13 protein-coding genes are annotated in these 11,516 nt (G+C 39.9%); 8 read left to right on the forward strand and 5 right to left on the reverse strand.

Going from position 1 to position 11,516, the window contains the following annotated elements; translation table 11 throughout:
* Positions 1 to 158: 158 nt before the first annotated feature.
* From IEY42_RS20815 to IEY42_RS20835, 5 genes are all read right to left on the reverse strand, one after another.
* Positions 159 to 470, reverse strand: coding sequence for a hypothetical protein (locus IEY42_RS20815; protein WP_188927118.1), 312 nt, complete (start codon positions 468 to 470; stop codon positions 159 to 161).
* A 66-nt stretch (positions 471 to 536) separates the two neighbouring features.
* Complete coding sequence (locus tag IEY42_RS20820) at positions 537 to 1,493, reverse strand: hypothetical protein (RefSeq protein WP_188927119.1); 957 nt, start codon at positions 1,491 to 1,493, stop codon at positions 537 to 539.
* A gap of 2 nt (positions 1,494 to 1,495) precedes the next feature.
* Positions 1,496 to 2,437 (reverse strand): hypothetical protein, encoded by a 942-nt coding sequence (locus IEY42_RS20825; protein ID WP_188927120.1) that lies wholly within the window; start codon positions 2,435 to 2,437, stop codon positions 1,496 to 1,498.
* A gap of 10 nt (positions 2,438 to 2,447) precedes the next feature.
* Positions 2,448 to 3,146, reverse strand: coding sequence for a recombinase RecT (locus IEY42_RS20830; protein WP_188927121.1), 699 nt, complete (start codon positions 3,144 to 3,146; stop codon positions 2,448 to 2,450).
* Between the two features lie 54 nt (positions 3,147 to 3,200).
* On the reverse strand, positions 3,201 to 4,376 hold the full coding sequence (locus tag IEY42_RS20835; RefSeq protein WP_188927122.1) for a PD-(D/E)XK nuclease-like domain-containing protein: 1,176 nt from the start codon (positions 4,374 to 4,376) through the stop codon (positions 3,201 to 3,203).
* Positions 4,377 to 4,594: 218 nt separating this feature from the next.
* On the opposite strand from IEY42_RS20835, the gene IEY42_RS20840 reads away from it, so the two are divergent.
* The 8 genes from IEY42_RS20840 to IEY42_RS20875 all read left to right on the forward strand — a co-directional run bounded on the left by IEY42_RS20840 (position 4,595) and on the right by IEY42_RS20875 (position 11,473).
* Entirely contained in the window at positions 4,595 to 5,938 is a 1,344-nt protein-coding gene (locus tag IEY42_RS20840; RefSeq protein ID WP_188927123.1) for a hypothetical protein, read from the forward strand.
* A gap of 13 nt (positions 5,939 to 5,951) precedes the next feature.
* Complete coding sequence (locus IEY42_RS20845) at positions 5,952 to 6,701, forward strand: hypothetical protein (protein WP_188927124.1); 750 nt, start codon at positions 5,952 to 5,954, stop codon at positions 6,699 to 6,701.
* 5 nt (positions 6,702 to 6,706) lie between these two features.
* Entirely contained in the window at positions 6,707 to 7,159 is a 453-nt protein-coding gene (locus IEY42_RS20850) for a metal-dependent hydrolase (RefSeq protein ID WP_268244282.1), read from the forward strand.
* A 9-nt stretch (positions 7,160 to 7,168) separates the two neighbouring features.
* Positions 7,169 to 7,678: a hypothetical protein gene (locus IEY42_RS20855; RefSeq protein WP_188927126.1), complete on the forward strand. Its 510-nt coding sequence runs from the start codon at positions 7,169 to 7,171 to the stop codon at positions 7,676 to 7,678.
* A complete protein-coding gene (locus tag IEY42_RS20860; protein ID WP_188927127.1) occupies positions 7,668 to 8,126 on the forward strand; it encodes a hypothetical protein in 459 nt (152 codons plus the stop codon). The genes IEY42_RS20855 and IEY42_RS20860 overlap by 11 nt, the downstream gene beginning before the upstream one ends.
* A 194-nt stretch (positions 8,127 to 8,320) precedes the next feature.
* Positions 8,321 to 8,920, forward strand: a complete 600-nt coding sequence (locus tag IEY42_RS20865) for a TnsA endonuclease N-terminal domain-containing protein (protein WP_188927128.1) — start codon at positions 8,321 to 8,323, stop codon at positions 8,918 to 8,920.
* Positions 8,913 to 10,772, forward strand: a complete 1,860-nt coding sequence (locus tag IEY42_RS20870) for a TnsB C-terminal domain-containing protein (protein WP_188927129.1) — start codon at positions 8,913 to 8,915, stop codon at positions 10,770 to 10,772. The genes IEY42_RS20865 and IEY42_RS20870 overlap by 8 nt, the downstream gene beginning before the upstream one ends.
* Positions 10,773 to 10,774: 2 nt before the next feature.
* Positions 10,775 to 11,473: a TniB family NTP-binding protein gene (locus IEY42_RS20875; protein ID WP_188927130.1), complete on the forward strand. Its 699-nt coding sequence runs from the start codon at positions 10,775 to 10,777 to the stop codon at positions 11,471 to 11,473.
* Positions 11,474 to 11,516 lie beyond the last annotated feature (43 nt).

Consider the following 11,516-nt stretch of genomic DNA (forward strand, 5'->3'; position numbering starts at 1 on the left):
CCCATATTTTTATTTATGCGAACAAGGCATACACTGATGGCATTCGTAACTCAGAAATGTCCAAAAGTGAGCTTGAAAATGATCAAACTTTAATATGGTCATACAATTGACCATAAAAATACCGTAAAGTTACAATCTTCCAGAATTCCACTAAAAGATTACTTCCAGACGTCGTTGTTTTGATATTTCTTATTCTTGGGCTGGGTAACGCCCATATTTTCTATTTTCGAGATTTCCAACGCATAAGCTTTGTCAATTTGGGCCAACTCATCCTCAGTAACTTGCATTAGTGAGATACCACAGTAACGACACTTTTTAGCTTCCACTTTTATGCCTTCAGCACATTCTGGGCAAATACGACATTTCTGAACTTCTGCTTTAGCACGCTGCCGTTGAGCTTTAGCTTGATTTTTTGAAACCGCGTTAATCGCTAAAAAAATGACAACGAACAATATGAGCCAATAAAACATAAATACCTCTTTAAATTAAAGTTAGATGACAAGTGAAATAGTATCACTAATATAACTAACATGTTGTTAGCATTTCCAGTGAAATTCTTCTACATTTGAGATAGTTGCGTGAAACCCAATTGAGCGAATAAATGTCACGCATGATGGCTGAGCATTGGCCAGTGTAAATAGGATTTGTGCATTACCAGAGCGGTTGATGATGGTGAGTGGAATATCAGCTAAAACCTTATCAAACCGCTCAGATTTCATGCAATAAACAGAAAAAAAGTCCGAGTTTGCCGATTTTTCCAAGAAGACGTTGGCCAGCTTCCATGTAGAAGCTAGGTGAATGCTTAGAGAGTCGCCGGTCAAGACAGCATAACTTTGCTCAGCGGAAATCGAGCCTGGTATGTTAGGTTGTGTTCCATCACAAATGGTCAATGATGATCTGTTTTTTTTCGCCATTACCGCGAGGTAATTTATCGCATGTTGTGGTTTAGGTTTAGAGTGAAATTCAAGTGACATCACAATGAGTCTCTGGTTTGACAACACAGCAACCATTGTGAATGGTAGAAATTCAATAGCCTTTCTTAACGAATTAAAAAACTGAAAGACATTTGGGTCTGATAGTTCAATGTCATGGCGCAGATCTCGTATTGATAATCGATGAAAACTACAATTGACGATAGCCGGGATGTCATTGGCATTAACGGGAATTGCAACGTTATTTGGGCCGGGCGGTGTGGTCGCGTAACCAAACTCGGGAACGACGGGATTCGCATTAGCGAGAAGCGATATTTCTGTCATCACTTCGAATCCTTTTTCTTCATAATCGGAAATGCGACGGTCGAGTTCTAACTTAATGTTATAAGCTGAATGCCAAAGTTTTTTATTATAAAAGTGCCGTGTTACTCCATTGTTTACTATAGAACGTTGTAGGCCATAGGTTTGCTGCCCGTCATGCTCAATCATAAGTCGAACAATATTTTTCGTGTCTGGATGCTGAAGAACAGTCAGTTTTTCAATGTATTTATATGGCTTCATTATTAAAATCCTACGCCTAGTGTGTCTGACTCCCAAGCACCATAAAACTCATCTGGTAATTCGCTAAGTAATTCTGTTGTGTGTTTCTTTTCTTCGGTGGCTTTAGGTGCTTTAGACACACTTTGATTAAAGGGGATCACAACACTGCCTTGCTCGGCTTTGAAAATTTGGTCAATCGAGCTTGGTTGTTTTGAACAGCAACGAAATTTGTAGTTATTCAGTGGCATTACTTTACGAACGGCTTTGGCTTTATTGAACTGGCGGTCGTGCAAGTTTAACAATGTAGACACCAAACGAAGGTCGCCACAGTTATTGAATGCAGAAATAGTTTTAAGACCTCGACGAAGGCAAGAAGCCTTATAAAAGGTCAATTTTTTAGAGTTTGTTGTATATGGGTTCACACCATTTAATCTATCGTTTGTATTGGCCCACATTGCTTGTTTGGCTTCATCTGCCGACATTTGTGTAAGGAACGATTGGCCATTATCAAGATCAATGATGCAGTAAATGCCGTGTAGTTCGCTAGGTTCAGCAGACGGTTCATGGTTAATTTCTTGTGTAGCATGGTTAACAGAAAACAAGTCGCTCTCATAAATTTCATGGATTTGGATATGTGCGATGCTGGTTTTATCAATTAATAGATTAACAAGCCCGCTAAGGCTATGACTCATTTCAAATTCAAAGCTAAACTTTGATTCATGGTATCGAGCTTCCAGTTCAATCAAATCGCTATTTACTTCCAGTCCAGAGTCAATGTAAGGCGCTAATGCGTCCACAAGTGATGTAGGGATGACATCTTTTATTTTGTAAAACTCGTGTCCGAATTGGAATTTGTTATTCAATGAGTTTTCAATCAGTAACGATACATCATCAAGTTGTTGCTGACTTAACGGTTTAGCAAACGCTTCAGATAGGTTAGTGAGTGTAGTTTTAAAAGTATTCATAATAAGTATCCTAGTAGTCTGTTGAGATCAGTGCTTGCTGGGTCTCTGGCGTTGAGTTAATCATGTTGCGCCAATCCTTTGCCGCCCGTCTATATAGGGCGACTCTCCGCATTTCGGAACGCCAAATTGAATTCCAAGCGGTATTGCCCATAGTCATTTCAATTTGATTTTGTGCAATCGCGTCTAGTTCCTCGATGCTCATGTAAGCAAGGTGTACCGAGCCATCAGTTAATATGCTTCGACAATATCCGCCAGAACATGCACCTCTAACATTTGGGTCAATGGATAATGATGTAACAATATGCTCAACGTCGTTGGTCGCCATTTGGACTGAAAATCGATCCTTTTCATACACAAGGTTGGCCATCGTGTTTTGAATGATATTGAAGTGAGAAGCAATGGCGATTTCACCACGATATCCAGGGTATAACTTCAGCGCCATTTCCCCGGTTTCGCTATAGCTAGGCAACACATAAGCAAGCTTTTTCTCGGGGTTGAGTGATAACCCCAATCGACATAGATTGAGTAGCAAATCGATTACAGACCACTCTGTAGCTGTCGAAAATGGTGTGCTTGTTGATTGAGAGTTTAAAATTACCTGATTTAGATAAGAAATCTCTTCATTTAGATTTATCGCGTTGTTGACAATTTGAGAGCTAAGGTATGAAAAATTACTCGCAAAAACGTGTTGAAATGGAATGGTATTCATAGTGTTTTCCTCATCGATACAGAGATAATTTAACCTGAGATTGATATCCGGCAACTAGACATCAATTACCCATGTAGCGCGGCTTTTATCATGTCCGTACCAATTGCCGGTACTAAGTGCCTCATTGAATTCTTCTAGATAATCAAAAAGATCATCTTTTGACTCTTGGACTTTACGCTCGGCTAGCTCAAACACCTCACAGTTATCAGCGTCTTTATACTCCGTAGCAACGAACGCAAAGTGTTCGACAGGTACTCCAGCTAAATTGGCAACATAAGTGTAAAAAACCTGCTGTAAGTCGTATCTCAAGTCCCTGACTTGATATGCAAATTTGGTTGGATTTGTTGATAAGGTGGTTTTTAGGTCAACTGCGATTGCATCTTTACGTAACCAATCGAAGCGAATTTTTAGTAACAAACCTGTATTCGGGCATCTTGCAATTATTGAAAGTTCTGGAAACCCATCACTTAATAGCCAGTCAGCTTTTGGGTGTGCACGGGTGCTTTTTTCAACACGAAATGCATCATCCCAAACGATATGATCAATCACATGCTTAGCAACAAGGTCTTCCCAAATCGGTTGAGAGGGGCTGAGAGCAAGAATAGATTTAATTTTCGCATCCCGAGATAGACCCGTATCAATGCCATAAAATGTCGCCATTTCATCTAGTTCTACATCAGTGCGAAGATAGTTTGAATAACGTTGGTCTAAAAACTCACAAATGGCCTTTTCACGAAGCACTTCAAAAATCGGTAATGTCGGATCATTGTTATATAGTCGGCTAATTAGGGCTGCTCGTGACCCCGAGACAGCCAATCCACGATTTGCTAAAGCTTCTTTCAACTGAGGGATCGTATCAATCAACTTTAAATCGGGAAAATCTTCAGGTGTAGGATTTCTCATAAAGTTACCGTGAAAATTATGAGGTTCAAGCACTAACATGTGACCGTATGTGCCTGCATCAAACGTGTATTCTTGTTGTTTAGTTCTAAGGCGACAAACATCGGATAGATATTGTCTGAAATAATGGTGACGGCCTTTAGCGAACGTTTTGATGCCAGTGGAGCTATGAGCGTCCAACGCATGGTAAACCTCATTAGGCATATCGGTATAAAGACCCTCCAATACCGCGCCGGTACTGTCGAGAAAGTTAGGCTTCCCGCTACTATCGTATGCAGGCTGTATTAAGTCATGCCAAAAAACAGGTTCTTGTTTAAGCGCGGTATTCATTGTTAACCCCTCGAATTTCAATATCTGAATAAATCATCTCATGAAACCTATAATCAGCAACTGGCTTTAAAATCAGTCGGTTAGCATACAGTTGCGCGATTTTTCTTTTGAATGAAAATGAGAGGTGAAATTTAGTGCGTCCCAAATAGACGCTGAAGTAAACAGAAATGCCAAGAATGATTGGTATACATGAGATACCAAAAGTAGTGGAGCCAATAATGAACAAATGGTTACTAAGTATATTGCTGGTGGTTTGCTTCAACGCATACCCAAATAGCCAGAATATTTATGAGTATCAGGCGCTATCAGTGTCGGTGTTTTTGAATGACAGCGAAACGATTGAGCAAGCGGTACATCGAGCAGAATCAATGTTGCAGATCAACGCTGTAACGATGACGCCCAAGTTTGTTACGCATAACACGCATTATGACAGTCGCACCGATGAGATTGTTGAGAAGGGGTTGATTGCTCAAGGGGCGAATGTGCGTGTATTCAACACTCATTATGAACATGGGTTAGAAGAAGGAAAAATTGTGTTGCACGTCACTGCAGATGTGTCAGTCGATATTTCAGCAATGCAAGCCAAGCTCGGTAGCGATAAACGAGAGCGGTTACTTGAATCAACAATTGATGATTTGACATCGGATTATCAAAAGCTGTCTGGTGTGCTTGAAAAGATGAAACAGAACATCACGTTAAGCAATCTTGATTCTATTGTCATTGCTGAGTATTACGCTGCGTTAAACAGTGCTGTAGGTGTGATAGACGGTGACGCAATCAAAGCACAGTTAAGGGCACATAAAGAAGGGACAACTAGCGAAGATAAATTGAATGCAGAGATTGTTGCAGCTTATGAAATGTTTGTATTTCCTTTTATGGCCAACCCCACAATTAACTACCAAGTTATTGATATTATTCCACATGATTACTCAGTTGCGGAAGTGAAGGTTAGGGTTACTCTAGATCGTAAGGGTGGAATTAACGATGAATGGTATCCGTCGGTAGAGAATCAATCGGCGCTTGCCTTGTGTAAAAAGTTCTTCTTTGGGTGTGATTCGTTTGGGTTATACAAAACAAAGCGAGTAGACGTCAAAGAGTTGTTAAGACCTAAATACTGTGGGGAATCCATTTTTGAGTTTCTGCCTTATTACCGTCCTGGTGCGAGTAGCTTTGTAGATGATGATGAGCAGATACGGTGTGGCAGTTCGAAGAAATACGCTTTCAGAAACATGGTCTTTTATCAAACGGGCTACACCAAAAAGCAACCAACAACGGTAATGCCAAACGATCCAGAGTTATTTACTACGGCATTGAAATTACTATCGAATAATGCCTTTTGGATGACGATTAACATAGGCAGTGAAAAGTTCAAGCTCAACATCAGCAACCTGCTGATAGATGAAATTACTGTGTCAGCCTATATGCCTGAAGCTGATGCGATTAAAGGCATCAAAGTTGGTTTTAGTGTCGGCCGAGAGGTTTTCGATCCTAGCAGTTACCAATGGAAGGATATGAACGGTAAGTTTTTGCGGTACCAAAGTCGAGAAATAGAATTTTATTAATAAGGAACAAAATATGAAAAAATTAACATTGTTAGTAATTAGTTTGACGATGGCGGGTTGTGCAAGTGACCCTGTGGAAACCTATGTTGAGCATCAGAAGGACTTGCAAGAGCAGGCTGTATCGGATGCTCAAGCAAAGTTAGCTAGTGTGCCAGATTGGTACCTCAATCCACCAAAGAATGACGCCATAGGAATAATGGGTGTCGGTGCTGCATCATCTAAAGATATGCATCATGCGCTCAAAAAAGCCCGTTTGCAGGCTGAATTTGAACTGGCGAAAAATTACCGTCAAGAGCTATCAGGGTCTGAGCGAGTTTATGAGCGTGAAAATGGTATGGGAACATTAGTACAAACCAGTCAATTTCTAATCGATAAATTAGTCGATTCGGTACCCATTGTTGGCTATGACATGGTTGACCAAAAGATCCAAGTGTTACCGGACGGTCAATATCAAGCCTATAGCTTATTGAAACTACCCTACGATGAATTTAACAAAGTGCTCCAGAGCATTAAGCTGGATTCTCAAGATGCACGAGAAATCGAAGCATTTAATGATTTGGAACGCCGATTAGAAGCTAAACGCAATCGTAAGGCCGCAGATGAAGATCGGGACCATGAACGTAAGATTGAGTTGATGCAGCAGCAAAATATGGTGTTGTCAGATACAGCACAAACAGTGGTCTCTCCTGCCGTTGAATCACAGAGCAAACCAGAGCCCGAGAAAGCCAATGTGAAATCGGCATTTTTGGATTTGGTCAATTAGTCATGATGTTTCGGAATCACCTTTTGGTGACTACAGCCGTGGCGATATGTGTGGTAAAGCATATGGATTTTGCTTTACCACTTTGGGTATTAGTGACATCAATTTATTTTGGGTCCATTTTGCCAGATTTAGATCATCCAGGGTCAACAATAGGCAAGCGGTTATTATTTATCTCGATACCGCTTGGGGGCTTATTCGGTCACCGGCAAATAACACATTCTATTTGGCCGTTTGTTATCACACTTTGGATTATGAGTGGTGATATGGGTTCAATACCGGTTATGTTTGCTTGTATGATTGGTTATGCCTCTCATTTAATAGCCGATTTTGTCTCAGATGGTGGCGTTCCGCTTTTTTGGCCTTCCCAGAAGCGCGTTGGGATAAAATTATGTTCATCGGGTGGGGTTGTAGAACCGTTAATTGCTATTAGCATGCTTGTGCTGGCTATTATTTTTTAAGGAATTGAAATGACAAATAAACATGAAGACTTTTTGGCAGAAGTGTTGTTGGCCAAGAAAGAAAATACAGAGATACCTGAAATTGTATCTTCTGAGGTGTTTGAAAGTATCACGACTCAAGAGCTGGTGGATATTATCAATGAGTTTAGTTTTTCAAATGCTCAAGTGTCATTAGCAAAAGATGATTCGATGTTTAGTGTCGATATTGAATTTGGACGGGTGCTATTTTTTAGTAATGCGCGTTGGTCTGCAAGTAATGGTGAAGAGTTTTTCGGCATCATGGCAACGTTACCGATTGGATTTGATTTAGATTTCATTTCTAAATTCAACCAGAATACCAAGATAGGTCGTCTTTACACAATCGACAAGAACTCAGAAACAACGGTCTATCGCGTTGATGTGCACATGAATGGCGGTGTGACTAAACGTAATATTTACTACATGATAAATACGTTTATTCATTGCTATAAGCATCTGTTTTCCGGGTTGATATCGAATGAAGGTGTTTATGAGCACTAAACTATTTAAAACATCGCTTGTTGTTGTCGTTATTGGGTGTATTGGTCTCTTTGGCTGGTATTTACAAGATGCAGCAGTGAAAAGAGAAGCCAAGTTGAAGAGCGAAGCGGTGGGTGAATGGGTCGCTGTTGAGGGCTTCTGTAACGAAGCAATAAAAGGTATCCAGGGGATAGATATCACGCCTGAATACATACTTAAGAACGGTAAGCGATACCCGATTGAACGTATTGATATTGTGAACAAAAATATCACTTTAGATAGTTGTGAGCTTGGGCCAATACAATATGACTTTGAATTTGCATTCTATCCATCTGAAGAATCATTTCTCAATGGCACGTTGGGAGATTTTTCTGTTATTAAATCGCTAAGTGACGCAACAGTATATTTTAAAATGACGCCAGAATTTAAAAAACAGTATGAATTAATGGTCAATAAGACGACGGAATAGGTCCAGTTGCTGATTACAGCATCGATGAGAAACTGTTGTTGGAAGCATAAGCCTGCATAAATTACATATAAGTCTGCATAATGACAAATAAGTGTGCATAATTTGAACTATAAGTTTACATAGTGTAGTGTTTATTTGTCATTTAACTACATCCGAGCGTTTTTATGTATCAACGAAACATAAAGCACTCTCGCGTGAAGAACCTTTTTAAGTTCGCTAGTTTAAAGAATCGTGCTTCGTTAACGCTAGAGTCTTCATTAGAGTTTGATGCTTGTTTTCATTTTGAATACAGTAAGTCGGTGTCAGCCTTTGAAGCACAACCTATCGGTTTTTATTACCAATATTACGGTAAGTCCCTTCCTTATACCCCCGATTTTCTGGTTTCAAGCGCCAATGGTAAGCAGATCTACTATGAAGTTAAGTGTTCAAAAGAGGCTCGTGATCCAGAGGTAAAGGACAGATTTAAGCATAAGCAGCAGTCTTGTATTGAGCTTAGTATTGAACTCAGATTGATCACGGAACGACAGCTACACAAAGGTCCACTCCTAAATAACCTTAAACTGTTACACCGCTATTCTGGAGATTCAAAATACAATACTCAAATTGAATGGGTATTGTCATTGGTACGTAAGCTTGGTGTCGTGACAGTGCGTGAGTTACTTGATGAATCCAGGTTAACGCAAGGGCAGCTTAATAAACTGGTTCTTATTGGCGCATCACAGGGGCTAATCAAGTTTGACTTAGATGCGGCTCCTTTTGGTTTAGATACTGAATTATCTATCGCTCATGGGTGAGGATACTGATCTGTTTGGGGATGAAATCGATGAATTCGATTCTGAGCTTTTCAGTGTTAAAGGTGATATCGAAGTTGCGATTAGCATTAACGCTAGCAAATCCCTCGAGATGTATGATCAAGCTGTTCAATATGAGACTAACAAGCGTTTGCACTACATCAGATTTATTGAAAAACATATTGATGGAGGTTGGACCCAGAAGAATATAGATCCACTACTAGCACAGATGGCCTCTTATGATAACAATCCTAAGCCAAAGTGGCGTGCTATAGCGGCTTGGTATAGTAAGTATCGAAAATCTAATTTCTGTATAACTTCACTTATTCCTTCCCATGAAAAAAAAGGTAATAGAGCCCTTAAAAATACCAGCGGTGATTTTTACTTTAATAAAGCATTAGAAGATAAGTATTTGCGAAAAGAACGTCCAAGTGTCGCAACGGCCTATCGCTATTATTGTGATCTAATTCAATTTGAAAATAGTCGTTTAGTATCAGGAACAATAACTCCTCTTTCTTATACAGGGTTTAATGCACGAATTAAAAGTTTGGAACCCTATGATGTTGACTTAGCGCGTTTTGGTCGTAGCTATGTCCAAAAAAAATATAAACTAGGTGATAAGTTTGCAGAGCCAACCAGTGTCATGGAGCGAGTAGAGATAGATCATACCGTACTGGATTACACAGTGTTAATGGAAGATAACCAAACCGTAATTGGTCGGCCAACTATTACAGCACTCGTGGATTGTTACAGTAGTTGCGTAGTGGGTTTTTACGTCAGTTTTAATGAACCTAGTCATTTATCTATTCGAGCAGCGTTAGTTAATACCATGCTGAGTAAAGATGAGCTAATTGATTGTTTTTCCAATATCAGTGCTGACTGGCCTTGCCATGGAAAAATTGAGCTTCTAGTCGTAGATAATGGGGTTGAGTTTTGGGGGGATTCTTTAGAGTCTGCTTGTAAAGAGCTTGGTATTAATACAAGTTACAACCCCGTTGGTAAACCTTGGAAAAAGCCCAAAGTTGAGAGGTTCTTCAGAACATTAAACACAAAGTTTTTGGACTCGCTGCCAGGAAAGAACTTTAGAAGTGTTGAGGCCAAAGGAGATTATCAACCAGATAAAGAGGCTGCCCTAAGTTTTAGCTTATTTAATGAATTACTGCATAAGTGGATTATTGAGGTTTATAACCAAGAAGCAGATGATCGAAAAACACGAGTGCCAATTGTAAAGTGGTATGAAGGGGCGTCAGTTTATCCACCGATTGAGTACACTGGTGACGCCCAAGAACTCCTGCGTGTCAAACTAGGAGTCTTAGAAACACGTTCTATTACAAAAGATGGCATACAGTTTATGCACTTGCGGTACGATTCGCCTGAGTTATTGGAGTATCGAAAATACACGCCAGTTGCCTCTAAACGTGGTTTGAAAGCTGATATAAAAATTGATCCTCACGATTTAAGTTATATCTATGTTTTTTTAGAGGAGCAAGAGCGTTATCTGAAGGTTCCGGCTAAAGATCCGGATGGTTACACCACGGGCCTTACTCTGACACAGCATAAAGTGAATATCAAAAATCGCCGAAAAAGTGTTATCGACTCTCAAGACTTGATGTCACTTGCGCAGAGCAGGTTGGAGATTGAACAGATGGTTAGTCAAGCATTGGCTAACAAACTAAAACAAAAAGGGATGAAGAAGTTAGCAAAATACCAAGGCATAGATAGCAATTCAATTCATTCAACTGTACCTGTGAAGACTTCGCAAGCTTTACCGATTGTGAAGGCGTCTACAAACGATAACGATAACGATGACATCGATACCTTTGATTGGAATAGTGATGACATAGAGGCGTTTTAAATATGGATATAATGGCTACGGTTACAAAGTTTTCCCAATGTTATATAGAGCATGCTCAAGTGAAAGATATAATGGGAGAGCTTGATAGTTTAAGGGCTCAGCGATTTCTCTCAAAAGATCAGCAGTGCATCTTGATTACGGGAGAAGCTGGAACAGGGAAAAGTGCTTTAATTGACCGTTATAAAGGGAAGGCGTTAGCCTCTCAACTATGTGGTAGACAAATGCCAATATTAGTGACTCGTATATCCGCCAAACGTGACCTGGGTAGTACGCTAGTGCAAATGCTTCATGATCTTGATCTATTTGGTACTAGTCAATACAAGCGTCGGGGCTTTGCTACAAATCTAGAGCAGAAGCTAGTCAATGCATTAAAACGCACTAAGGTTGAGTTGATTATTATTAATGAGTTTCAAGAAATTCTTGAATATAAAAGTAAGCAAGAGCGCCAAGCTATTGGTAACTCACTAAAATACATAAGTGAGGAAGCTCAAGTACCTATAGCTTTTGTTGGAATGCCATGGGCTGAGCAAATTTGTGAAGATCCTCAATGGGAGTCTCGCCTTATTCGTAGACGAAAGCTGATTCATTTTCATTACATAGATAAAGTTAAAAGAGGTTACTATCTTAGCTATATCAAAGGTTTGGCTGAGCGCATGCCTCTTGAGTTTACGCCAAATTTTGGTGAGCTTACGAGAAGATAGTGTACATAGGTATTAAGAAGCGGCTCTGGCCGAAAGCCAGCGC

The organism is Shewanella algicola (assembly GCF_014648035.1).
Taxonomy (GTDB): domain Bacteria; phylum Pseudomonadota; class Gammaproteobacteria; order Enterobacterales; family Shewanellaceae; genus Shewanella; species Shewanella algicola.

Coding starts and splice junctions, on each gene's coding strand:
- IEY42_RS20820 (WP_188927119.1), bottom strand. CDS start 1,493: ATGAAGCCATATAAATACATTGAAAAACTGACTGTTCTTCAGCATCCA.
- IEY42_RS20870 (WP_188927129.1), top strand. CDS start 8,913: ATGGGTGAGGATACTGATCTGTTTGGGGATGAAATCGATGAATTCGAT.
- IEY42_RS20815 (WP_188927118.1), bottom strand. CDS start 470: ATGTTTTATTGGCTCATATTGTTCGTTGTCATTTTTTTAGCGATTAAC.
- IEY42_RS20845 (WP_188927124.1), top strand. CDS start 5,952: ATGAAAAAATTAACATTGTTAGTAATTAGTTTGACGATGGCGGGTTGT.
- IEY42_RS20855 (WP_188927126.1), top strand. CDS start 7,169: ATGACAAATAAACATGAAGACTTTTTGGCAGAAGTGTTGTTGGCCAAG.
- IEY42_RS20825 (WP_188927120.1), bottom strand. CDS start 2,437: ATGAATACTTTTAAAACTACACTCACTAACCTATCTGAAGCGTTTGCT.
- IEY42_RS20850 (WP_268244282.1), top strand. CDS start 6,707: ATGTTTCGGAATCACCTTTTGGTGACTACAGCCGTGGCGATATGTGTG.
- IEY42_RS20835 (WP_188927122.1), bottom strand. CDS start 4,376: ATGAATACCGCGCTTAAACAAGAACCTGTTTTTTGGCATGACTTAATA.
- IEY42_RS20860 (WP_188927127.1), top strand. CDS start 7,668: ATGAGCACTAAACTATTTAAAACATCGCTTGTTGTTGTCGTTATTGGG.
- IEY42_RS20840 (WP_188927123.1), top strand. CDS start 4,595: ATGAACAAATGGTTACTAAGTATATTGCTGGTGGTTTGCTTCAACGCA.
- IEY42_RS20875 (WP_188927130.1), top strand. CDS start 10,775: ATGGATATAATGGCTACGGTTACAAAGTTTTCCCAATGTTATATAGAG.
- IEY42_RS20830 (WP_188927121.1), bottom strand. CDS start 3,146: ATGAATACCATTCCATTTCAACACGTTTTTGCGAGTAATTTTTCATAC.